Genomic DNA, 23,244 nt, shown 5'->3' with positions numbered 1-23,244 from the left:
ACCGGGACACGTGTACTGGACAGAGCTGACGGTACTTCTTAGTTGATCTACGCAGGTGTAATTAACGAGAACGTCATTTTGGCGACACGGCGAATTTGGGTTGAGGCGCCATCTCGCCTGGTCACCGCCGGAGCCAAGACCGTCAAAGAAATCGTAAGGCCCCCGGGAACAAGCTCCCGACACCAATCGTTAGCATGATCGGCAAGTTGAGTGACCCAGACTCAATACTGGGTTGACAGGCCAACACCCTCCGGGGCAGGCTTGAGCGAGGTTCACTCAGCATAGTGCCACCAAAAAGAAGAAGCTCTACTCAATCAGGAGGAACCACTATGGCTCGTGCGGTCGGTATCGACCTCGGGACCACCAACTCGGTCGTCGCAGTTCTCGAGGGTGGGGACCCAGTTGTCGTCGCCAACTCAGAGGGCTCACGGACCACCCCGTCCGTCGTCGCCTTCGCGCGCAACGGCGAGGTGCTCGTCGGCCAGCCCGCCAAAAACCAGGCGGTCACCAACGTCGACCGCACCATCCGTTCGGTCAAGCGACACATGGGCACCGACTGGTCAGTGGAGATCGACGACAAGAATTACACGGCCCAGGAAATCAGTGCTCGCGTGCTGATGAAGCTGAAGCGCGACGCAGAAAGCTACCTCGGTGAGGACATCGCCGACGCGGTGATCACGGTGCCGGCGTACTTCAACGACGCCCAGCGTCAGGCGACCAAGGAAGCCGGCCAAATCGCCGGCCTGAACGTGCTGCGCATCGTCAACGAGCCGACTGCCGCGGCACTGGCCTACGGCCTGGACAAGGGCGAGAAGGAACAGACCATCCTGGTCTTCGACCTCGGCGGCGGCACCTTCGACGTCTCGCTGCTCGAGATCGGTGAGGGCGTGGTCGAGGTCCGCGCCACCAGTGGTGACAACCACCTCGGTGGCGACGACTGGGATGACCGCGTTGTCGAATGGCTCGTTGACAAGTTCAAGGGCACCAGCGGGATTGACCTGACCAAGGACAAGATGGCGATGCAGCGGCTGCGTGAGGCCGCCGAGAAGGCCAAGATCGAGCTGAGTTCCAGCCAGGGCACCTCGATCAATTTGCCTTACATCACTGTCGACGCGGACAAGAACCCGCTGTTCCTCGATGAGCAGCTCACCCGCGCCGAGTTTCAGAAGATCACCCAGGACCTGCTGGACCGCACCCGCAACCCGTTCCATTCGGTGATCAAGGATGCCGGTATCCCGGTGTCCGATATCGATCACGTCGTGCTGGTCGGTGGCTCCACCCGCATGCCCGCGGTGTCGGAGCTGGTCAAGGAGATGACCGGCGGCCAGGAGCCCAACAAGGGTGTCAACCCCGACGAGGTCGTCGCGGTCGGTGCCGCCCTGCAGGCCGGTGTGCTCAAGGGTGAGGTGAAAGACGTTCTGCTGCTTGACGTCACACCGCTGAGTCTCGGTATCGAGACCAAGGGTGGCGTGATGACCAAGCTCATCGAACGCAACACCACCATCCCGACCAAGCGATCGGAGACCTTCACCACGGCCGATGACAACCAGCCGTCGGTGCAGATCCAGGTCTATCAGGGTGAGCGCGAGATCGCTTCGCACAACAAGCTGCTCGGCAGCTTCGAGCTGACTGGTCTGCCGCCGGCTCCGCGCGGCGTGCCCCAGGTCGAGGTCACCTTCGACATCGACGCCAACGGCATCGTGCACGTCACGGCCAAGGACAAGGGCACCGGCAAGGAGAACACGATCAAGATCCAGGAGGGCTCCGGCCTTTCCAAGGAAGAGATCGACCGGATGATCAAGGATGCCGAGGCGCACGCCGACGAGGACCGTCAGCGTCGCGAAGAGGCTGACGTACGCAACCAGGCCGAATCGCTGGTCTACCAGACGGAGAAGTTCGTCACCGAGCAGCGCGAGGCCGAGGGCGGGTCGCAGGTTCCCGAAGAGACGCTGTCCAAGGTCGACGCCGCGATCGCCGATGCCAAGTCGGCGCTGGGCGGCACCGACATCGCGGCGATCAAGTCGGCGATGGAGAAGCTGGGCCAGGAATCTCAGGCGCTGGGTCAGGCGATCTACGAAGCCACCCAGGCGGCCGGCCCGCAGCCCGGCGGCCCCGAGTCCGGCGGCTCACCCGGCTCCGCTGATGATGTCGTGGACGCGGAGGTGGTCGACGACGACGACCGGGAGTCCAAGTGACCGAAGGCAATCCGCAGGAACCGGTGACCGTGACCGACAAGCGGCGGATTGATCCCGAGACCGGAGAAGTACGGCAGGTCCCACCCGGCCCCCAAGCAGAAGGGGCGCCGGGCGGGACCGCTCCGGCGGGTTCCGCGGCGGAGCAAGGCGACGACAAGGTTGCTGAGCTGACCGCCGATCTGCAGCGGGTGCAGGCCGACTTCGCCAACTACCGGAAGCGGGCGCTGCGAGACCAGCAGGCCGCGGCGGATCGGGCGAAGGCCACCGTCATCAGCCAATTGCTGGGCGTGCTAGACGATCTCGATCGGGCGCGCAAGCACGGTGATCTGGAGTCGGGCCCGCTGAAGTCGGTCGCCGACAAGCTGATGAGCGCACTGACCGGGCTCGGTCTGGTGGCGTTCGGCGCTGAAGGCGAAGATTTCGACCCGGTACTGCACGAAGCCGTCCAGCACGAGGGTGACGGCGGCCAGGGCTCCAAACCGGTGATCGGCACCGTCATGCGCGAGGGCTACAAACTGGGCGAAAACGTACTGCGTCATGCCCTGGTTGGCGTCGTCGACACGGTCGCGGGCAACGATGCAGCAGCCGTCACCACCGTCGATGCCGAAAGCGCGGCCAAAACCCAACCGGGCGACACCGACGATAACGCGGACACCTTCGGTCACTAGGGCACAGAATCAGCACAACAGGAATAGCGGAAGGTGAAAGGAGGTGACGCGACATGGCCCAGCGTGAATGGGTCGAAAAGGACTTCTACAAGGAGCTGGGCGTCTCCTCCGACGCCAGCCCCGAGGAGATCAAGCGCGCCTATCGCAAGTTGGCGCGTGATCTGCATCCGGATGCGAATCCCGACAACCCCGCCGCCGGTGAACGATTCAAGGCGGTGTCTGAGGCACACAACGTGCTCTCGGATGCGACGAAGCGCAAGGAGTATGACGAGACCCGCCGGCTCTTCGCCGGCGGGGGCCTCGGTGGTCGACGGTTCGACACCGGCGGCTTCAACGTAGGGGGCGACGGCGCCGAGTTCAATCTCAACGATTTGTTCGACGCCGCAGGCCGCAGCGGGGGCAACAACATCGGTGACCTGTTCGGCGGCTTGTTCGGACGCGGCGCGAGTGCTCGTCCCAGCCGGCCGCGACGCGGCAACGATTTGGAAACCGAGACCCAGCTGGATTTCGTCGAGGCCGCCCAAGGTGTCGCGATGCCGCTGCGGCTGACCAGTCCGGCACCATGCACCAATTGCCATGGCAGCGGCGCGCGTCCGGGCACCAGCCCGAAGGTGTGTCCCACCTGTAACGGCGCCGGTGTGGTCAGCAGCAACCAGGGCGCGTTCGGATTCTCTGAGCCGTGCACCGACTGCCGGGGCAGCGGCTCGATCATCGAGCACCCCTGCGACGAGTGCAAAGGTACCGGCGTCACCACCCGCACCCGCACCATCAACGTGCGGATACCGCCGGGTGTTGATGACGGACAACGGATCCGGCTGCCCGGGCAGGGCGAGGCCGGGTTGCGGGGTGCCCCCTCGGGCGACCTGTACGTGACGGTGCATGTCCGGCCGGACAAGGTCTTCGGCCGCGACGGCGACGACCTCACCGTGACCGTTCCGGTCAGTTTCAGCGAATTAGCTTTGGGGTCAACACTTTCGGTGCCCACGCTGGACGGGAAGGTTGGTGTCCGGGTGCCCAAAGGCACCACCGACGGGCGCATCCTGCGGGTGCGCGGGCGTGGCGTGCCCAAGCGTAGCGGCGGCAGCGGGGACTTGCTGGTCACCGTGAAAGTCGCTGTGCCGCCGAACTTGGAGGGTGCTGCGCAGGAAGCGCTGGAGGCGTACGCGGAGGCCGAGCGGTCCAGTGGTTTCAACCCACGGGCAGGATGGGCGGGTAATCGCTGATGGCGAAGCACCCGAAAGACGATGCCCGGACCTTTTTGATTTCGGTGGCGGCCGAACTGGCGGGCATGCACGCACAGACCTTGCGTACCTATGATCGCCTCGGGCTGGTCACCCCGCGCCGCACTTCCGGTGGGGGACGCCGCTATTCGCAGCACGACGTGGATCTGCTGCGCGAGGTCCAGCGGCTCTCACAGCACGAGGGCGTCAACCTCGCCGGCATCAAGCGCGTCATCGAGTTGACCAACCAGGTCGAGGCGCTGCAGTCGCGCCTGAAGGAAATGGCCGAGGAGATAGCTATTTTGCGCGGCAACCAGCGCCGTGATATCGCGGTGGTGCCCAAGAGCACCGCGCTGGTGGTGTGGCAACCGCGCAAGCGGCGCTAGCTCAGGCCCTGATCGAAAACACCGCAACCGCCGGCTCGCCGGGACGCGCGCTGCGGTAGCCGCCGCGGCTCAGGGCATCGGTCGGGGCGGTCATCGGCTCGAAGCACACCACGTCCTCGCCGGGCGGCGCGAAGATCTGAGCCGCCGAATACCCCTGCTCGAAGTGCACTTCCAGCCGGCGTCCGCCGCCGGACACCGCGAACACCGCGCCATCGGCCACCTGGTCGTAGGCATCGTCAAAAGTGTTGTCGCCCAAGGGATCAGTCTTAGCGAGTTGCCCGGAAGATTCGCCGGTGGGCAAGCCCCTCTCGTCGAGGCTCAAATGCCGCAGCGGCGGTGTCTCGATGATCCACTCGCGCCGTGCCACGTCCGGCACCTGCAGGTAGGGATGAAAACCGAAGCACAGCGGCACCGCGGTATCGCCGGTCGCGGTGACGGTGGTGCGCACCGTCAGTGTCCGTTCGGCCAGCCGCACGGACACCGTCAGCAGGTGCGGATACGGGAAGCTGGCCAGCAGCCGCTGCTCGGCACCGAAGTCCACCTCGGCGGTCAGTTCGTTGCCTGACTCGGCCACCACTCGCCAGCCCGGATAGGCGGCCAGGGTGCCGTGGATGGGCAGCCCGTTGGGGTCCGCGCGCACCCCGTTTTCGCCCGGCGTCAGCTCAACGGTCACGTTCTCGGCGGTATAAGTGTTGCTGCCCAAACGATTTGCCCAGGGATAAAGAATCGGTATGCCCATCGTCTTGCCGGCTTCGAGGTAGGCATCCAGTCCGCGCCGCTGACCAAGCAACTCCACTCCGGAGTCGGTCAGCGAGCTGCCGATCATGCCCCCGTCCGGCACGAACTGCGCGGCTAACGATGATGACGGGTCGCGCAGGGTGACGACGTGCACGAGGTTAGCCTAGCGGCGATCGCAAGCGCGGCGTAGCCGGGCGAAGCGGGTCGCCGCCATCAGGCCTAGCCCGGATAATCCGGCCTAGCGTGACAAAGGGTCGTGCTGAATATGCTCCGGCGAGGCACCTTTGGCGATCAGGGCTGCCTTGGTGGCGCGGACCATCGCCGGCCCGCCGCAGATCAGAATCTGCCGGTCGCCCCAACCGCCGTATCGGGTCACCACGTCGGGTAACTGACCGGTTTGGTGGACGTGCAGGCCACGCGGCGGCGTCACGTCCGGGTAGTCGGCGGCCCATGCGGGGTCGCTGTTGTATTCCGACACCGGCGAGACGGATAGCCAGGGGTTGTGGCTCGCGACCCGCCACAGCGTGGGCAGGTCGTAGAGCTCGCAGCGATAGCGCGCGCCGAAGAACAAATGCACTCGTGGGTTTTCCGCATAGCGGCTGAGGTCCATCAGCAGCGCCCGCAGCGGCGCCAGGCCGGTGCTGCCGGCCACCATCAGGATGTCGCCGCCACCGCGGTCAACGTGCAGGCCACCGTGCGGGCTGGATAACCGCCACCGGTCACCCGCTCGGCTCTCGTTGACGATGGCGGTGCTGACCAGGCCGCCGGGAACCTGGCGGACATGAAACTCGATCCCGCCCTCGGGGTCGGCCGGAATGGCCGGGCTGAGAAATCGCCAGCGGCGCGGGCATTGCGGAACGTGGACGTTGACGTACTGACCGGGGTGATAGTGCATCGGGCGGTCCAGTCGCAGCCGAACGACCGCGAGGTCGCGTGAGACCCGATGGTGTTCGATCACGGTGCCGTCCCACCAGGCGGGTCCTTGTTCGGCGTCGGCGGCGCCGCTCATCACCCCGGTGATCAGGTTGAGCGACTGACCGGCCGCGTCGTCGACGGCGTCGGTCCAGGCATCGCCCAGGTGCGTGCGCAGCGTCGCATGCAACGCGCGCCGCAACGATTCGTAATGGGTTGGCAGCACACCGTATTTGCGGTGATCACGGCCGAGCTGGGCGAGAAAGGTCACCGGCTCCTGGGCACGCTGCGCTACCAGCTCGTCGTAAACCCAGTGCACTGCGTGGCCGAAAGCGGCTCGCTGAGCGCTCATCTCGGGTGGAAACAGGTCGCGTACCGAGACGTCGAGGGCAAACCAGTGGTCGTAGAAGCGGTGCACGAGTTCGCTGCCGGCACCCGAGTCGTCCGGGGCGAAGGCGTCGCGCAGCACCCGCAGCGCATCGGAGTCCTCTAAGCCCACGGAGCCCGATTCTAAGCTCCCCCAGGTAGACAGCGCCCGCGTCAGCCCTGCTGGACGGTGTTCGACGTTCCCGCGTTGGCGATCTGCGGCGAGCCCCAGTGGTAGATGACTACGTTGCCAGTGCCCGAGCTGCTGATCGCGTCCGTGCTGTCGATCGTGACGCGATTTCCCTTGCCGGAGACGCTGACGCTGGTGCAGTGGCCGGTGACCGTGACGGTGTTGTCCACGCCGCTCACCGAGAGGTAACCCCCGTTGCAGGGGACCATTTTCGTCGTTCGCGTCCCGCTGACCTGCAACGTACCGGCCTGCGGCACGGGCGCAGCAGGGCTGTCGCCGGTGGGGGTCGTTCGCGACCCGGTGGCCGCCAGGCCGGCCAGGACGAGCCAGCCCAGCACGATGACCAACCAGCAGGCCATCCCCACCCGCAGGCGCGGGCGCACCTTCCCGACCCAGTTCCCGGTCTCGTCGCGGTCGAGGTCATAGGCAAAAGCGGTCACGCAGCGGGCCCGCGCCGGATTGCGCTCGTCGGCCAGGATCACCCCATCGGCGTATTCGCGCCCGCGCACCACGAGGTCTCCCCGGTGGCCGTCGAGCGCGTAGGACACCCTGGTCTTGATGTTGGGTCCGCTCCAACGCTGCCGCGTGACGGTCCACCCGTGTGCCATCGGAAGGTTGACGTTGTACCAGGTCGTTCCGCTGTAATACGTTGCGCGCGAAATCGTTTCGGCTCCGGTGACGGTTGCGACCCGGCCCCACTTGAGTAGTCCGATCCGGATGCGCGCGCCCCACAGTTGCGCGGCATAGACCCCGGCCAGGGTGAGCACCGCCGCCGCGGCGAAGGCGACGGGCAGCTGGATCCACAGCGCGATCGGTGCGATCGCGACCATGAAGAGCGTCCACACGTACCACCAGCGAAACGGCAGCACCTCGGCCAGCCGGAAAGCAACCGGAATCCTGCGCGGCGGCGGCGCGAGACCGGGGTCAACGGATCCCATTAGGCAAAATGCTTCCATAAAATCTAAACTTGAGCGGAACAGACTCAACCTTGACGGCGTTGAATAACGCGACAAGCATTTTCCCTACGTACCCGAACGGAGGTGTCGTGGACTCTTTCAACCCGACCACCAAAACGCAAGCGGCCTTGACGTCGGCCCTTCAGGCGGCCTCCGCTGCCGGAAACCCCGAGATCAGGCCCGCGCATCTGTTGTTGGCGCTGCTGACGCAGAACGACGGGATCGCCGCGCCGCTGCTCGAGGCTGTCGGCGTCGAGCCCGCGACCATTCGCACCGAGGCCGAGCACCTGCTCGACCGGTTGCCCCAGGCCAGCGGCGCCAGTTCGCAGCCACCGTTGGCCCGCGAATCGCTGGCCGCGATTACCACCGCCCAGCAGCTGGCCACCGAGATGGACGACGAATACGTCTCCACCGAACACCTGCTGGTGGGCCTGGCCACCGGCGACTCCGACGTCGCCAAGCTGCTGACCGGGCACGGCGCATCCCCGCAGGCATTGCGGGAGGCGTTCGTCAAGGTCCGCGGCAGCGCCCGGGTCACCAGTGCCGACCCCGAAGCCACCTATCAGGCGCTGGAGAAGTACTCCACCGACCTGACCGAGCTTGCCCGCGAAGGCAAACTCGACCCGGTTATCGGGCGGGACAACGAGATACGCCGCGTCGTGCAAGTGCTCTCCCGTCGAACCAAGAACAACCCGGTGTTGATCGGCGAGCCCGGCGTGGGCAAGACCGCGATCGTCGAGGGCCTGGCCCAGCGCATCATTGCCGGCGATGTGCCCGAGAGCCTGCGGGACAAGACCGTCGTCAGCCTGGACCTCGGATCAATGGTGGCCGGCGCGAAGTACCGCGGCGAGTTCGAGGAGCGGCTTAAGGCCGTGCTCGACGACATCAAAAACTCCGCCGGACAGATCATCACGTTCATCGACGAACTGCACACCATCGTCGGCGCCGGTGCGAGCGGCGAAGGCGCGATGGACGCCGGCAACATGATCAAGCCGATGCTGGCCCGCGGCGAGCTGCGGCTGGTCGGTGCGACCACGCTCGACGAATACCGCAAGTACATCGAAAAGGACGCCGCGCTGGAGCGCCGCTTCCAGCAGGTGCTGGTCGGCGAGCCGTCGGTGGATGACACCGTCGGCATCCTGCGCGGGCTGAAGGACCGTTACGAGGTGCACCACGGTGTGCGCATCACCGACTCCGCGCTGGTGGCCGCGGCCACACTGTCGGACCGCTACATCACCGCCCGCTTCCTTCCCGATAAGGCCATTGACCTGGTCGACGAGTCGGCCAGCCGGCTGCGGATGGAGATCGACTCGCGACCCGTCGAGATTGACGAGGTCGAGCGGCTGGTGCGCCGGCTCGAGATCGAAGAGATGGCGCTGGCCAAGGAAGAAGACGAGGCATCCAAGGCGCGGCTGGAGAAGCTGCGTGCCGAGTTGGCCGATCACAAGGAGAAGCTGGCCGAGCTGACCACCCGCTGGCAGAACGAGAAGAACGCCATCGACGGCGTCCGTGAACTCAAGGAGCAGCTGGACACGCTGCGCGGTGAGTCCGAGCGCGCCGAGCGCGACGGAGACCTGGCCAAGGCGGCCGAGCTGCGGTACGGGCGTATCCCCGAAGTGGAGAAGAAGCTCGACGCGGCGCTGCCGCAGGCTGCGGCCCGGGAGAACGTGATGCTCAAGGAGGAGGTCGGTCCCGACGACATCGCCGATGTGGTGTCGGCGTGGACGGGCATCCCGGCCGGACGGCTGCTGGAAGGCGAGACCGCCAAGCTGCTGCGGATGGAAGACGAGCTGGGCAAGCGCGTGGTCGGACAGAAGAAGGCCGTCCAGGCCGTCTCCGACGCGGTGCGCCGCACCCGGGCCGGGGTCGCCGACCCCAACCGGCCGACCGGATCGTTTTTGTTCCTCGGTCCCACCGGCGTCGGCAAGACGGAGCTGGCAAAAGCGCTGGCCGACTTCCTGTTCGACGACGAGCGGGCGATGGTTCGCATCGACATGAGCGAATACGGCGAGAAGCACTCGGTGGCCCGGCTGGTGGGCGCTCCTCCCGGCTACGTCGGTTACGACCAGGGCGGCCAGCTGACCGAGGCGGTGCGCCGGCGGCCCTACACCGTCGTGCTGTTCGACGAGGTGGAAAAGGCTCACCCGGACGTGTTCGACGTGCTGCTGCAGGTGCTCGACGAGGGCCGTCTGACCGACGGGCAGGGCCGCACGGTCGACTTCCGCAACACGATCCTGATCCTGACGTCCAATCTCGGTTCGGGCGGCAGCGAGGAGCAGGTGATGGCGGCGGTGCGCGCCGCGTTCAAGCCCGAGTTCATCAACCGGCTCGATGACGTGTTGATCTTCGAGGGCCTGGACCCCGAACAGCTGGTGCAGATCGTCGACATCCAGCTCGAGCAGCTGGGCAAACGGCTGGCCCAGCGGCGGTTGCTGCTGGAGGTGTCGTCGCCGGCCAAGAATTGGTTGGCGCAGCGCGGGTTTGACCCGGTGTATGGCGCGCGTCCGTTGCGCCGGCTCATTCAGCAAGCCATCGGTGACCAGTTGGCCAAGATGTTGCTCGCCGGCGACGTGCATGACGGCGACACCATTCCGGTCAACGTCAGCCCGGACGGCGACGGCCTGATCTTGGGCTAGCTCTACCGGCGCCGGTTGCCCAGCTCGAAGTCACGGGTCTGGGCGCCGGCGTCGATCACTGCCTGCAGCAGTTGGCGGGCGGCCGGCTGGGCGAGGGTTTCGCGAAACAGCTGATCCTCGATGCGCAAGCCGGTCGCCAAATCGCCTGCGGCGGCGTCGACCGCACGTTTTGCGTTCGCGATGGCCACGGCGGGGGCCGACGCGATGCGGGCGGCCAACTTGTCGACAAACCGCCGCAGCTGATCGGCCGGCAGCGCGCGGTTCACGTATCCCCAGGCTTCGGCGGTCGCGGCGTCGATGTCCATGCAGCCGAGGATGACTTCGAGGGCTCGCCCCCGGCCGACGAGCCGGGGCAGCCGCTGCGTGCCGCCGCCGCCCGGGATGATCCCCACCGCCAGCTCCGGATGGCCCAGGACGGTCGCGCCGAGCGCGGCAAAGCGCATGTCGAACGCCATCGCGAACTCGCAGCCGCCACCACGGCAGACGCCGTCGATGACCGCGATGGTGGCCTTCGGTAGCGTCCGGACCTGCTCGGTCACGGCGTGGAACAACGACAGCTCGTCGTGCGGCCCGATGTCGTCGGGCGGCAGGTGCAAGATCAGCCCCACGTCGGCGTGCGCAATGAAGACTTCCGGGTCGGCCGAGTCGACGATCAGCACCCGCACGTCGTCGTCGGCCGCGACCTCGCGCGCCAGCCGGTCGATCTCCGAGAGCAGCGGCACGTCCAGCAGGTTGATCGGTGGGTTGTCGATCGTCGCCCGGCAAACTCCGTCAGCGGCGGCGACGCGAATCAGCTGGTAGCCCTCGTAGACCATGCGCGGAACCCTACGGGAGCCGAGTCTTAATGTGGTTGTGACCAGGTCGCATTCTCGGTTCGGGTCTGATAGCAGATACGCTACTTAGGATGGTCCCCCTATGGTTCACGCTCTCCGCGCTGTGCTTCGTCGGCGCGGTGGTGTTGCTGTACGTCGACGTGGATCGACGCCGGGGGCGCAGCAGACGTCGTAAATCGTGGGCACGCTCGCACGGGTTCGACTACGAGCGCGAATCGACCGACATTCTCAAGCGCTGGAAGCGCGGCGTGATGTCGACGGTGGGGGATGTCCCCGCCCACAACGTCGTGCTGGGGCAGATCCGCGGCGAGGCGGTGTACATCTTCGATCTCGAGGAAGTCGCCACGGTGATCGCGCTGCACCGCAAGGTGGGTACCAACGTCGTGGTCGACCTGCGGCTCAAGGGACTCAAAGAGCCGCGCGAGAGCGACATCTGGCTACTGGGTGCTATCGGCCCGCGGATGGTGTACTCGACCAATCTGGACGCGGCCCGACGGGCCTGCGACCGGCGCATGGTCACCTTCGCCCATACCGCGCCGGACTGCGCCGAGATCATGTGGAACGAGCAGAACTGGACGCTGGTCGCGCTGCCGGTCTCCAGCACCCGCACCCAGTGGGACGAGGGTCTGCGCACGGTGCGCCAGTTCAACGACCTTTTGCGGGTGTTGCCGCCGGTACCTGCCGACAGCGACGACCCGGCGGGACCCCGCACCGCGGCACCCAGCCGTCCGTTGGCCCCGGCCGGCAGGGCGGAGTTGCCGCCCCGGCGCTCGGGCCAGGATGTGGCCGGGTTGCTCGGAGACGCCAACCGCCGTGCCCCGGAGCCGGCCCACCGCGAAGAGGGCCGCACCGAAGCCGTGCGGCGCCCCCCGTCGACCGGACGCAACGGCCAGCAGGCCACGAACTTCCACCACTGAAATCTGTTGCGCTGCAACGGTAGACAAATAAAGGGTACACAAAGCCGTGTCCGAATCTAACCGTGCGGAGCTGGCCGAGCTGGTGCGCCGCCTGTCGGTGGTGCACGGCCGGGTCACGCTCTCCTCGGGCAAAGAGGCCGACTACTACGTCGACCTGCGCCGCGCTACCTTGCACCACCGGGCCTCGGCGCTGATCGGCACGATGATGCGCGAACTCACCGAAGACTGGGATTACGCGGTCGTCGGCGGTCTGACCCTGGGCGCCGATCCGGTCGCGACCGCCGTCATGCACGCGCCCGGGCGCCCGATCGACGCATTTGTGGTGCGCAAGTCCGCGAAAGCCCATGGCCTGCAACGTCTTATCGAAGGGTCAGAGGTTTCCGGTCAACGGGTGCTGGTAGTCGAAGACACCAGCACCACCGGCGGCTCGGCGCTGACGGCGGTGCACGCCGTCCAGGACGCGGGTGCCGAGGTGGTCGGCGTGGCCACCGTGGTGGACCGCGCCACCGGTGCCGCCGAGGCCATCCAAGCCGAGGGACTGCTGTATCGCAGCGTGCTGGGTCTGGCCGATCTGGGGCTGGGCTAGGCCGTTATCGCTGTGCGCACTTTCATTGCGATAGTCGCCTGCTTGGCCGCCTGCCTGGTGGGCTGCTCGGGGTCCAGCCACGCCGCTGCGCCCTACGGCGCCCAGGGCGCGCGGCTGGGCGAATCGCTGGCGTTGCTGGGCTGGAACATGGCGGTGTCGAACCTGCGCTGGGACGGCGACTACGTGTTGATCGATGTCGACGCCTCACCGTCGGATCCGAAAGCGCCGCATGCCAAACCCGAGGACATTCGCTTCGGGCTCTACGGCGCGCTCGCCCATCCGATGGAATCGGCCGGATTGGGCAGCTGCGACGCCGCGATGGCCAGTGTGCGCGATATCGCCTCGCCGCTTTCGGCGCCTCCCGGTCGGCTGACCGGCACCGTGTGCCTGGGCCCGTTGAAGGACCGCAGTCAGGTGCGCGGGGTGTACAGCTACTCGACCCGGGACCGGATCTCGGATACCTCGGCGGCCTATCCGGCGGCGTTTCCGGTGGGGCTGATGCCGACCAACGTCAACGACACCGGCCTCGTGGTCAAGACCACCAGCCTGTCGGCATGGCGTGCTGACGGAAAACCGGTGACCCAGGCCCAACTCGGTGACCCCACGGCGTTCACCGGCAACGGCTACATGTTGCTAGGGCTGGAAGCCGACGCGATTGCGGATCGGTACCGCGACGACTCCGCCCGTCGCGGTGGCCCGATGATGCTGCTCGCGGCGCCGACGCTGCCCGGCCCCGGCCTGAACCCGGCCTGTGCGGCGTACGGGTCGTCGGTGCTGATCCTGCCCGACGCATCGCGGGACGCGGTGCACGTCGCCGCGTCGTTGTGCACTCAGGGCGAAATCAGCCAGGCTTTGCTCTATGCGACGGTGGCGATCGTCGGAACCCACGCCGGTGTATGGACGCAGCGATGAGCGAACCCGGGCCCACCGAATGGGCAGCGCCCGCCACCGGCGTCGGACCCTGGGCAGGGGATCTGCCCGACGACCCGCGGTATGACCCAGATCTGTTGCGCGACGGCGACACTCGCAATGTCGTCGACGCTTACCGGTACTGGACCCGGGACGCGATCATCGCCGACATCGACCTCCGCAGGAACCCGCTGCACATCGCGATCGAGAACTTCGGCTACGACGCCAATATCGGTTCGGTGGTGCGCACCGCCAACGCGTTCGCCGTGGACACCGTCCACATCGTCGGGCGGCGACGCTGGAATCGCCGCGGCGCCATGGTGACCGATCGCTATCAGCGGTTGTGCCATCACGACAGCACCACCGAGCTGCTGGATTTCGCGACCGCCGGCGGCTTGAGCGTGGTCGCGGTGGACAACGTGCCGGGGGCGGCGCGCCTGGAGGAAACCTCGCTGCCGCGCGAGTGTCTGTTGGTTTTCGGTCAGGAGGGGCCGGGCATCACCGGCGATACTCGGCTGGGTGCGGCGATCACGGTGTCGATCGCACAGTTCGGCTCGACCCGCAGCATCAACGCCGGCGTCGCCGCCGGGATCGCGATGCATGCCTGGATCCGCCAGCATGGAGACCTCACCCGCGCCTGGTAACCCGCCCTCGCTCCTCGCCAGCGGCGAGTGTGCGTCCACGGCGTTGAGTGTGCGCTCAGGGCGGAGAAATCGCCGAAATGCCGCCGCTACCGCACATTCAACGCCGTAGAAGCACATCCAACGCCGTAGTAGCACAACCAAAGCCGTAGACGTGCAGTCGATTACCCGTCGACGGCCAGTCCGGCGCGGGAGGAGTCTTTGAGGGCGATGCCCGAGCGGCCGAGTTTGCGTGCTCCGGCGACGAGCGCGGCGGCGACTGCCGCGGCCGTCGGGTAATCGAGGCCGTCGGGCGGATGGATATTCGAAACGCAGTTACGGTCCGCGTCGGTGCGCCCCGGCGCCGGTCGATGCGTCAAGTAGATGCCCAGACTGTCGGCGACCGAGAGCCCCGGGCGTTCACCGATGAGCACGAGCACCGTTTCGACGCCGAGGGCTTGACCGATGTGGTCCCCGAGCGCGACGCGTGCCTGGGTTGCGATGACCAGCGGGGCGATGCGGTAGCGGTCGTCGAATTCTCCGACCAGCGCGTCGATCATGCCCGCGCCGTGGTCGGTCAGGGCACGGGGCGAGAGGCCGTCGGCGAGGACAAAGCCGATGTCCGCCTTCGTCTTTGGCAGAACGGACAGGTCGGCGGGGCTGCGACCGAGATCGGGCCGGCGCAGGTACTCGCTGCGCGAGGTTGCCTGGCTGCAAACCCGCAGCGGGTCGTCGATGCCGATCTCGTGCAGCCGCTCGACGAGTTGGTCGATGTCGAGTGGGTCGTGGACGGCGTCGCGCGCCGCGGCGTGTGCGGCCTGGAACTCCAGGACATGCCGGGTCGGCAGCGAGTTTCCGGCACGCCCGAGTCCGATGCGTGCCTGCGTAGTGGTCCGCAGCGGCGCCCAAATGTCGTTGTCCGCCGGCAGGTTTGGGGTGTTCATCAACCGGCTGCCAGTGCGCGCAGTGGCGACGTCGCGAGGTCGACGGGGAGGATCCGGCCGTTCGCGTCGGCCATACCCAGGCTGGCCAACCAGGCTTCGAATTCGGGTGCTGGCCGCAGCCCCAACACTTTTCGCACGTATAAGGCGTCGTGAAACGACAGGCTCTGATAGCCGAGCATGATGTCGTCGGCGCCGGGAACGGCGATGACGAACGCGGTGCCCGCCGCGCCGAGCAGGGTCAGCAGCGTGTCCATGTCGTCCTGGTCTGCTTCGGCGTGGTTGGTGTAGCAGACGTCGACCCCCATCGGCAGGCCGAGTAGTTTCCCGCAGAAGTTGTCTTCGAGCCCGGCGCGGATGATCTGCTTACCGTCGTAGAGGTACTCCGGTCCGATGAATCCGACCACGGTGTCGATCAACAGCGGCTGCAGCGTCCGGGCCACCGCGTAGGCCCGCGCCTCCAGCGTCTGCTGATCGACCGGCTTGTTTCCGACGCCGAGGTGGGCCCCCGCCGACAGGGCCGAACCCTGCCCGGTCTCCAAATACATGACGTTGTCACCGACTGTGCCGCGGCGCAGCGATCGGGCGGCCTCGTTGGCTTCCCTCAGCATCGCGATGGAGGTGCCGAAGCCCGCATTGGCGCCTTCGGTGCCCGCGATCGACTGGAAGACGAGGTCGACGGGCGCGCCCCGCTCGATCAGTTCCATCGTGGTCGTGACGTGGCACAGCACGCAGGACTGCACGGGAATGGCGAACCGCTGGCGAATATCGTCGAGCAGGTGCAGCAGGTCCGACGCCGCGTGCGGCGAGTCGGTGGCGGGGTTGATGCCGATCACCGCGTCGCCGCAGCCCATCAGCAGACCGTCGAGCATCGCTGCGGCGATCCCGCGGGGGTCATCGGTGGGGTGGTTGGGTTGCAGCCGGGTGGCCAGCGTGCCCGGCAATCCGATCGTGGTTCGGAACGCCGCGGTAGCCGTGGTGGCGGCGGCCACCAGGATCAAGTCCTGGTTGCGCATGATCTTTGACACTGCGGCAACCATTTCCGGGGTGAGCCCGGGGGAGACAGCGGCGATCCGCGCCGCGCTGTCCTCACGGGACGCCGTATCCAGCAGCCAGTCGCGGAAGCCACCCACCGTCAAATGCGCGATCGGGCGCAACGCCTCGCGATCGTGGCTGTCGATGATGAGCCGGGTGACCTCGTCGGTCTCGTACGGCACGACCACGTCGGTGAGAAACGTCGGCAGCGGTATGTCGGCGAGCGCCCAGGCGGCCGCGGCCCGCTCGGCGTCCGATTCCGCGGCGCAACCGGCCAGCTGATCACCGGAGCGCAACGGTGTTGCCTTTGCCATCACATCGACCAGCCCGTCAAACGCGTAGGTGGTCCCCGAGATGGTTTGCCGGTAGCGCATATTTCACAGTAGGCCAGGCGGTGGCGCGGATGAGGCAGGATCGACAGGTATGGATCAGCTATGGGCCAACCGAGCGGCCAGCTCCGAAGCCGCTGTCGCGCAACGACACCTGAAACGGCTGTGGGCGCTGCCGGGAACCCAGCTGGGCGTGGTGGCCTGGCCGGCGACGCGGCGGGACCGGCTGTTCGGCACCTGGCACTACTGGTGGCAGGCGCATCTGCTGGATTGCCTCGTCGACGCGCAGCAGCGCGACCCGCAGCCGCAGCGGCACACCGAGATCAACCGGCAGGTCCGTGCACACCGGCTGCGCAACAACTTTCGCTGGACCAACAGCTATTACGACGACATGGCGTGGCTGGCGCTGGCGCTGGAACGTGCCGGCCGGATTGCCGGCGTGCAGCGCAGCCGCGCCCTGCCCAAGCTTGCCGACCAGTTCCTCAAGGCGTGGGTTCCCGAGGACGGCGGCGGCATTCCGTGGCGCAAGCAAGACCAGTTCTTCAATGCTCCCGGCAACGGGCCGGCGGGACTCTTTCTGGCCCGCTATGGGGACCACCTCAAGCGCGCCGAGCAGATGGGCGACTGGATCGACCGCACTCTGATCGACCCGGAGACGCACCTGGTGTTCGACGGCATCAAGGCCGGCTCGCTGGTCCGCGCGCAGTACACCTATTGCCAGGGTGTGGTGCTCGGGCTGGAAACCGAGCTCGCCAAGCGCACCGGCGCCGAGGTCCGGGCCCGGCATGCGACGCGGGTGCACAGCCTGGTCGCCGCGGTCAACGAGCACATGGCGCCGTCGGGCGTGCTGAAGGGTACCGGCGGCGGCGACGGCGGACTGTTCGCCGGCATCACCGCGCGCTATCTCGCGCTGGTTGCCACCGACCTGCCGGGCGACTCCCCCGACGATGCCGTCGCCCGCGACACCGCCCGCGCGATCGTGTTGTCCAGCGCCAAATCGGCGTGGGACTACCGGCAGACGGTGGACGGGCTGCCGCTGTTCGGGGCGTTTTGGGATCGCGACGCGGAGCTGCCGACGACGGGCGGCGCCCAGGCGCAATTCGTCGGGGGTGCGGTGAACGCTTCCGAGACTCCCGAGCGGGACCTGTCGGTGCAGCTGTCGGGGTGGATGCTGATGGAGGCCGCCTGTAACGTCACCGCCGTGACATCAGGTAACGGGTGATTGGCTCGCGGTCCTGGCAGTCTCGAGCCATCGACGGCGGTGGCAGTCTTAGCTTTGAGAGGAGCTTTCGATGACCCTTTCCGGCGGCAAAGTCCGTCCCGACGCCGAGTCGGCTCTGGGAGACCTGCTGAGGGACGGCATCACGATCGCCGCGGGGGGATTCGGGCTGTGCGGTATTCCCGAGAACCTGATCCAGGCCTTGGTGGACAGCGGCGTCAAAGATCTGACGATCGTCGGAAACAACGCCGGCGTCGACGATTTCGGCATGGGTCTGTTACTCAAAGGGCGGCAGGTTAAGAAGGTGATCGCCTCGTACGTCGGGGAGAACAAGGAATTCGAGCGCCAGGTGCTGGCCGGCGAGCTGGACCTCACACTCACGCCCCAAGGCACCCTGGCCGAGAAGTTACGTGCCGGTGGCGCAGGGATTCCCGGCTTCTACACGCGCACCGCCTTCGGCACCCAACTCGCCGAAGGCAAGGACATGCGGGTCTTCGACGGCACCGAATATGTTCTGGAGGAAGGCATCCGGGCCGATGTTGCGATCGTCAAGGCATGGAAGGGCGACACGGCGGGCAATCTCGTCTATCGGAAGACGGCGCGCAACTTCAACCCGATGATCGCCACCTGCGCCAAGGTGACCGTGGCCGAGGTCGAAGAGCTGGTGGACGTCGGCGAGCTGGCTCCCGACCTGATCCACACCCCCGGAATCTATGTGGACCGCATCACCGAGGGCCGCGGCTACGAGAAGCGGATCGAATTCCGCACCACGAGCGACGGCGCCGTGGTCGGGAAGGACAGCCCCATCCGCGAGCTCATGGCCAAGCGCGCCGCCCAAGAACTGCGCGACGGCTACTACGTGAACTTGGGCATAGGGATTCCGACGCTGGTCGCCAACTTCATCCCCGACGACATCAGCGTGACGTTGCAATCCGAGAATGGGCTGCTCGGCATTGGGGCATATCCGCTCGACGATCAAGTGGATCCCGACCTCGTCAACGCCGGCAAACAGACCATCACCACGATCAGCGGCTCCAGCTTCTTCAGCAGCGCCGACTCCTTCGCGATGATCCGCGGCGGCCACATCGACTTGGCTATCCTCGGTGGCCTGGAGGTGGCCGAGAATGGCGACCTGGCCAACTGGATGGTCCCGGGCAAGATGGTCAAGGGTCCGGGCGGCGCGATGGACCTGGTGTCGGGGGTCAAGCGAGTGATTGTCGTGATGGATCACACCGCGAGAGATGGCAGTCCCAAAATCCTCAAGCAATGCACGCTGCCTCTCACCGGAAAAGGTGTGGTGGACATGATCATTACTGATCTGTGCGTCTTCGAGGTCGACTCCGAGCGCGGACTCATCCTCACCGAACTGCACCCTGAGGTGACGGTCGCCGATGTCCGGGCCAAAACCGGCTGCGATTTCCTCGTCGCGTGAATTCTCAGGCGCCGGCCGATCAGTCGGGAACCCGTATCGGCTCGGGGCCCTCCTTGGTTCGGCGTCGCCGCGCCCGGTAACCCCGCCCGGCCGCGATGAACGCCGGCAGCATCGACACGAACAGGATGACCAGGATGATCTTTTCCAGGTTCTGGTGGACGAACGGCACGTTGCCCAGGAAGTAGCCGGCCAGCGTGACGCCGCCGCCCCACAGCACGCCGCCGACGATGTCGAAGGCTAGATACACGGGATAACGCATGTACGACAACCCCGCGACCACCGGGGTGAACGTGCGGATGAACGGCATGAACCGGGCCAGGATGATCGCCCAGGGCCCGTACTTCTCGAAGAAGGCGTGCGAATCCGTCACATAGTGCTGCTTGAAGAAGCGCGAGTCCTCCTTCTTGAACAGCGCGGGCCCGATACGGCGGCCGATGAAATAGCCGGTCTGGTCGCCCAGGATCGCCACCAGCGCAACGGCCGGGGAAAGCACCCATATGTTGAGCGTGCCGTGGGCGGCCAGCAGACCGCCGGTGAACAGCAACGACTCGCCCGGCAGCAGCGGGAACAGCAGTCCGGTCTCGACGAAGACGATGACGAGGATGGTCGGCAGCACCGCCGAGGCGAATAGGCCCTGGGGGCCGATCCAGAACATCGGGTCGAGGATGTTCGGCAGGGCCATCACGGCGGTGCTCATGACGTGAAACATACCGGCCCCCGGGGGGCTGCCCGCCGTCAACGTCGAGTTGCGATACTGAGGCAACTGAAGTCTTCAGGAGGAATTCATGCCCATCGCCACCCCCGAGGTCTACGCCGAGATGCTGGGACGCGCCAAGGACAACGCGTACGCGTTCCCGGCCATCAACTGCACCTCGTCGGAGACCGTCAACGCCGCCATCAAGGGTTTCGCCGACGCCGGCAGCGACGGCATCATCCAGTTCTCGACCGGCGGTGCGGAGTTCGCCTCCGGCCTCGGAGTCAAGGACATGGTTGCCGGTGCGGTCGCGCTGGCCAAGTTCACCCGCAGCATTGCGGCCAGGTACCCGATCAACGTCGCGCTGCACACCGACCACTGCCCCAAGGACAAGCTGGACACTTATGTCCGCCCGCTGCTGGCGATCTCGGCGGAGCGAGTAGCGGCCGGCAAGAACCCGCTGTTCCAGTCGCACATGTGGGACGGCTCCGCGGTGCCGATCGATGAGAACCTCGCTATCGCCAAGGAGCTGCTCAAGGCCGCCGCGGCCGCCAAGATCATCCTCGAGGTCGAGATTGGCGTCGTCGGCGGCGAAGAGGACGGCGTCGAAGGCGCGATCGACGACAAGCTGTACACCACCCCGGAAGACTTCGAGAAAACCATCGACGCGTTGGGCCACGGTGAGCACGGCAAGTACCTGCTGGCCGCCACCTTCGGCAACGTGCATGGCGTCTACAAGCCCGGCAACGTCAAGTTGCGTCCCGACATCCTTGCCCAGGGGCAAAAGGTGGCGTCCGCCAAGCTCGGACTGTCCGATGACGCCAAGCCGTTCGATTTCGTCTTTCACGGCGGCTCAGGTTCGGCGAAATCGGAGATCGAGGAGGCGCTGGGGTACGGCGTGGTGAAGATGAACGTCGACACCGACACCCAGTACGCGTTCACCCGGCCGCTCGCCGGCCACATGTTCGCGAACTACGACGGTGTGCTCAAGGTCGATGGCGAGGTCGGCAACAAGAAGGTTTACGACCCGCGCAGCTATCTCAAGAAGGCCGAGGCCAGCATGACCGAGCGGGTGATCGAGGCCTGCAACGACCTGCACTGCGCCGGAAAGTCAGTCGGCAGCTAGGGCCTTGACGCCGAGCTAGCCGCTGGAGTGTGCCCAACGTGAAGTTGGCTTCACACTCGGCGCCCAACGTGAAGCTAACTTCACACTCGGCACACGAGACGGGGCCTGACGGGGGCTGACGGGGCTTTAGCCGCTGGGGGACTGGCAGATCTTCCACTGATCGTCGCGGTACTGCAGGTCGAGGCTGCGTGTTGAGCGGACCTGCGGGTCGTAGGCCATGAACGTGGTGATGTTGGCCTCGGCGTGCTGGCCGTTGACGACGATCTGGTCGATGCTGGCGATCACCGGATACTGCTTGGCCGCCGAGACTCGTTGGTAGGTCTCGGTCCACGAGTGCTCGTCGTAATCGACGTAGCCGTCGCGGGTGGTGCCGCAGGTGATGCTGCGCAGCTGGGTCAGGTCGCCGCGCTGCACCGCGGTGTCGAAGGAGTGGATGGACTGGCGCACCTGGTCTTCTTGCGAGACTTTCGTGTGCTTACCGCGGGTCAGCAGCACGGTGCCCAGGATGGCGATCGCCGCCAATGCCAAGACGATCACGGTTATCGCCAGCACCCAGCCCCAGTTGAATTTCCTGGGTGCCGATCGCGGCTTGGTCCCATCACGCCCTGGGATAGATTGCGGCACAGCAGGTTTCGGAGGCATTAGGGGCTGCCCCGGCTGGCCGATCTGCCCCGGGGCGGTGCTGAACACTTCCGTCGCGGGCTCCGGGGTGGTGGCGATGATCGCCGTTTCTTTCGCGTCGAAGCCGGGCGCGGTGAAGCGACGCTCGTGCTGTTGCCCTTCCGGATCCGCCTCGGGATCGGTGCCGAGATCGGGCCTGTCGATCACCACGGTCTCGGTCTCGGGGTCGGGAGGGACCAGCGGATAGGCCTCGGTTGCCTCGTCGACCCGCTCGTCGTCCGGGACGCCGGCAGGCTCGGCCCCGGGTTCGCGCGGCGTGCCGCGGTCGGGCTCCGGTGGGTTAGGCATGAGTTGGAGCTTAGCGACCCGCGGCGGGACGGCAGAATAGAACTTATGACACCAATGGGTGATCTCCTGGGACCTGATCCGATACTCCTGCCCGGCGATACCGAAGCCGAAGCCGAACTGCTCGCCAACGAGAATCCGGGCATCGTCGCCGCGGCGCATCCGTCGGCGTCGGTGGCCTGGGCGACCCTCGCCGAGGAGGCGCTGGCCGACGACCGGGCCATCACGGCCTACGCGTACGCCCGGACCGGCTATCACCGCGGCCTGGACAAGCTGCGTCGCAATGGCTGGAAGGGCTTCGGCCCGGTGCCCTATGCGCACGAGCCCAACCGCGGCTTCCTGCGGTGTGTGGCGGCGTTGGCCCGGGCCGCCGACGCGATCGGTGAGACCGACGAGCTGAACCGCTGCCTGGACCTGCTGGACGACTGCGACCCCGCAGCACGCAAAGAGCTGGGGCTCTAGAAAGTTTCCGTGCAGTCCTCGGCGCTCTCCGGGCATTCGATCTGGACAGTGGCGTGGTCGAGCCCGCGTTCGTGCAGCACCGCACGCGCGTCGCTCAACACGCGGGCGGAGTCGCCGTCGCTGGTCAAGTGACAGGTGCACATGTCCTTGCCCGGCGACAGCGTCCACACGTGCAGATCGTGTACTTCGGTCACGCCGTCGACGGCGCCCAGCGCCGCACGTAGCTCGTCGACGTCGATGTGGGCCGGCGACGACTCGGACAGGATCCGCAGCGCCGCACGGGCCAGCGCGAAGGCGCGGGGCAGCACCCAGAGGGCTACCAAGATGGCGACCACGACGTCGGAGTAGGGCCAGTGGGTGGTGACCGTGACGATCCCGGCGATCAGCACGCCCAGGCTGCCGACGGTGTCGGCGACGACCTCCATGTAGGCGCCCTTGACGGCCAAACTGCCCTCGGAGTCCGCCCGCAGCAGCATCGCGACCACGAAGTTGGCGACCAACCCGGCCAGCGCCACCACGATCATCGGCACGCCGGGGACCGACGCTCCGGTCCCGAGCCGCTCGATCGCTTCGTAGAGGATGAACACCGCGACGCCGACCAGCAGCACCGCGTTGGCCACTGCGGTGAAGACCTCGGCGCGGTGCCAGCCGTAGGTGCGGTCCGGGGACGTGCTGCCGCGCTTGGCCAGCATCACGGCGCCCAGACCCATGAACACCGCGACGACGTCGGTCAGCATGTGCCCGGCATCGGCCAGCAGCGCAAGGGAATTGATCAGCAGCGACGTCGTCAATTCGATCACGAAGAACGTCGCCAAGATCGACGCGGCCATGACCATGCGGGGGATCATCCGAGACGCGTCGGCCTCGGCGGGGGTGTGACTGTGTCCTGCGCCCATAGTCAATCAATA

The 23,244-nt window shown here is 66.6% G+C and carries 22 protein-coding genes; 13 read left to right on the top strand and 9 right to left on the bottom strand.

Annotation, left to right across the window (positions count from 1 at the left end; translation table 11 throughout):
• The first annotated feature begins 329 nt into the window (after positions 1-329).
• The 4 genes from dnaK to ACTXG5_RS03390 are packed head-to-tail and all read left to right on the top strand — an operon-like array spanning position 330 to position 4,469.
• Positions 330-2,195, top strand: coding sequence for a molecular chaperone DnaK (gene dnaK, locus ACTXG5_RS03405; protein WP_445162361.1), 1,866 nt, complete (start codon positions 330-332; stop codon positions 2,193-2,195).
• Positions 2,192-2,863: a nucleotide exchange factor GrpE gene (gene grpE / locus ACTXG5_RS03400; RefSeq protein WP_445162360.1), complete on the top strand. Its 672-nt coding sequence runs from the start codon at positions 2,192-2,194 to the stop codon at positions 2,861-2,863. Before dnaK ends, grpE begins: the two co-directional genes overlap by 4 nt.
• A 53-nt stretch (positions 2,864-2,916) precedes the next feature.
• The gene (gene dnaJ, locus ACTXG5_RS03395) at positions 2,917-4,086 is read left to right on the top strand and encodes a molecular chaperone DnaJ (protein WP_445162359.1); all 1,170 of its coding nucleotides are present in this window, start codon (positions 2,917-2,919) and stop codon (positions 4,084-4,086) included.
• Positions 4,086-4,469, top strand: a complete 384-nt coding sequence (locus ACTXG5_RS03390; protein ID WP_445162358.1) for a heat shock protein transcriptional repressor HspR — start codon at positions 4,086-4,088, stop codon at positions 4,467-4,469. Before dnaJ ends, ACTXG5_RS03390 begins: the two co-directional genes overlap by 1 nt.
• Before the next feature lies 1 nt (position 4,470).
• On the opposite strand, the gene ACTXG5_RS03385 is transcribed toward ACTXG5_RS03390, so the two are convergent.
• From ACTXG5_RS03385 to ACTXG5_RS03375, 3 genes are all read right to left on the bottom strand, one after another.
• Positions 4,471-5,361: an aldose 1-epimerase gene (locus ACTXG5_RS03385; protein ID WP_445162357.1), complete on the bottom strand. Its 891-nt coding sequence runs from the start codon at positions 5,359-5,361 to the stop codon at positions 4,471-4,473.
• Positions 5,362-5,445: 84 nt separating this feature from the next.
• Entirely contained in the window at positions 5,446-6,618 is a 1,173-nt protein-coding gene (locus ACTXG5_RS03380) for an FAD-binding oxidoreductase (protein WP_445162356.1), read from the bottom strand.
• 41 nt (positions 6,619-6,659) lie between these two features.
• Entirely contained in the window at positions 6,660-7,613 is a 954-nt protein-coding gene (locus ACTXG5_RS03375; protein ID WP_445162355.1) for a DUF3060 domain-containing protein, read from the bottom strand.
• 107 nt (positions 7,614-7,720) lie between these two features.
• Here ACTXG5_RS03375 and clpB point away from each other — a divergent pair, with 107 nt between their 5' ends.
• Positions 7,721-10,267 (top strand): ATP-dependent chaperone ClpB, encoded by a 2,547-nt coding sequence (gene clpB / locus ACTXG5_RS03370; protein WP_445162354.1) that lies wholly within the window; start codon positions 7,721-7,723, stop codon positions 10,265-10,267.
• Between the two features lie 2 nt (positions 10,268-10,269).
• Here the strand turns inward: clpB and ACTXG5_RS03365 are convergent, their stop codons facing one another.
• Complete coding sequence (locus ACTXG5_RS03365; protein WP_445162353.1) at positions 10,270-11,082, bottom strand: enoyl-CoA hydratase/isomerase family protein; 813 nt, start codon at positions 11,080-11,082, stop codon at positions 10,270-10,272.
• Between the two features lie 89 nt (positions 11,083-11,171).
• On the opposite strand from ACTXG5_RS03365, the gene ttfA reads away from it, so the two are divergent.
• From ttfA to ACTXG5_RS03345, 4 genes are read left to right on the top strand one after another with little or no spacing between them, the layout of a single operon-like run.
• Complete coding sequence (gene ttfA / locus ACTXG5_RS03360) at positions 11,172-12,017, top strand: trehalose monomycolate transport factor TtfA (RefSeq protein ID WP_445162352.1); 846 nt, start codon at positions 11,172-11,174, stop codon at positions 12,015-12,017.
• 46 nt (positions 12,018-12,063) lie between these two features.
• Positions 12,064-12,603: an orotate phosphoribosyltransferase gene (gene pyrE / locus ACTXG5_RS03355; RefSeq protein ID WP_445162351.1), complete on the top strand. Its 540-nt coding sequence runs from the start codon at positions 12,064-12,066 to the stop codon at positions 12,601-12,603.
• A 12-nt stretch (positions 12,604-12,615) separates the two neighbouring features.
• Positions 12,616-13,515 carry a hypothetical protein gene (locus ACTXG5_RS03350; RefSeq protein ID WP_445162350.1) on the top strand — a complete coding sequence of 300 codons (900 nt, stop codon included), beginning with the start codon at positions 12,616-12,618 and terminating at the stop codon, positions 13,513-13,515.
• Complete coding sequence (locus ACTXG5_RS03345; protein WP_445162349.1) at positions 13,512-14,156, top strand: TrmH family RNA methyltransferase; 645 nt, start codon at positions 13,512-13,514, stop codon at positions 14,154-14,156. The genes ACTXG5_RS03350 and ACTXG5_RS03345 overlap by 4 nt, the downstream gene beginning before the upstream one ends.
• 161 nt (positions 14,157-14,317) lie before the next feature.
• On the opposite strand, the gene eutC is transcribed toward ACTXG5_RS03345, so the two are convergent.
• Together eutC and ACTXG5_RS03335 are read right to left on the bottom strand one after the other, a co-directional pair.
• Positions 14,318-15,076, bottom strand: a complete 759-nt coding sequence (gene eutC, locus ACTXG5_RS03340; protein ID WP_445162348.1) for an ethanolamine ammonia-lyase subunit EutC — start codon at positions 15,074-15,076, stop codon at positions 14,318-14,320.
• Positions 15,076-16,482 (bottom strand): ethanolamine ammonia-lyase subunit EutB, encoded by a 1,407-nt coding sequence (locus tag ACTXG5_RS03335; protein ID WP_445162347.1) that lies wholly within the window; start codon positions 16,480-16,482, stop codon positions 15,076-15,078. The genes eutC and ACTXG5_RS03335 overlap by 1 nt, the downstream gene beginning before the upstream one ends.
• Positions 16,483-16,531: 49 nt before the next feature.
• Here ACTXG5_RS03335 and ACTXG5_RS03330 point away from each other — a divergent pair, with 49 nt between their 5' ends.
• Together ACTXG5_RS03330 and ACTXG5_RS03325 are read left to right on the top strand one after the other, a co-directional pair.
• Positions 16,532-17,659 (top strand): glycoside hydrolase family 76 protein, encoded by a 1,128-nt coding sequence (locus ACTXG5_RS03330; protein WP_445162346.1) that lies wholly within the window; start codon positions 16,532-16,534, stop codon positions 17,657-17,659.
• Positions 17,660-17,729: 70 nt separating this feature from the next.
• A complete protein-coding gene (locus ACTXG5_RS03325) occupies positions 17,730-19,088 on the top strand; it encodes a 3-oxoacid CoA-transferase (protein ID WP_445162345.1) in 1,359 nt (452 codons plus the stop codon).
• A 19-nt stretch (positions 19,089-19,107) separates the two neighbouring features.
• Here ACTXG5_RS03325 and ACTXG5_RS03320 read toward each other — a convergent pair whose 3' ends face one another.
• A complete protein-coding gene (locus ACTXG5_RS03320; RefSeq protein ID WP_445162344.1) occupies positions 19,108-19,785 on the bottom strand; it encodes a DedA family protein in 678 nt (225 codons plus the stop codon).
• Positions 19,786-19,873: 88 nt separating this feature from the next.
• Here ACTXG5_RS03320 and fbaA point away from each other — a divergent pair, with 88 nt between their 5' ends.
• Complete coding sequence (fbaA, locus tag ACTXG5_RS03315) at positions 19,874-20,908, top strand: class II fructose-bisphosphate aldolase (protein ID WP_445162343.1); 1,035 nt, start codon at positions 19,874-19,876, stop codon at positions 20,906-20,908.
• A gap of 126 nt (positions 20,909-21,034) precedes the next feature.
• Here the strand turns inward: fbaA and ACTXG5_RS03310 are convergent, their stop codons facing one another.
• On the bottom strand, positions 21,035-21,877 hold the full coding sequence (locus ACTXG5_RS03310) for an Rv0361 family membrane protein (RefSeq protein WP_445162342.1): 843 nt from the start codon (positions 21,875-21,877) through the stop codon (positions 21,035-21,037).
• A gap of 45 nt (positions 21,878-21,922) precedes the next feature.
• On the opposite strand from ACTXG5_RS03310, the gene ACTXG5_RS03305 reads away from it, so the two are divergent.
• Positions 21,923-22,336: a DUF3151 domain-containing protein gene (locus ACTXG5_RS03305; protein ID WP_445162341.1), complete on the top strand. Its 414-nt coding sequence runs from the start codon at positions 21,923-21,925 to the stop codon at positions 22,334-22,336.
• Here the strand turns inward: ACTXG5_RS03305 and ACTXG5_RS03300 are convergent.
• Positions 22,333-23,232 (bottom strand): cation diffusion facilitator family transporter, encoded by a 900-nt coding sequence (locus ACTXG5_RS03300; RefSeq protein ID WP_445162340.1) that lies wholly within the window; start codon positions 23,230-23,232, stop codon positions 22,333-22,335. The two genes, ACTXG5_RS03305 and ACTXG5_RS03300, sit on opposite strands and share 4 nt — an antisense overlap.
• Between the last annotated feature and the right edge of the window lie 12 nt (positions 23,233-23,244).

The organism is Mycobacterium sp. Dal123C01 (assembly GCF_052566995.1).
This window is presented reverse-complemented; position numbering and strand designations above follow the sequence as displayed.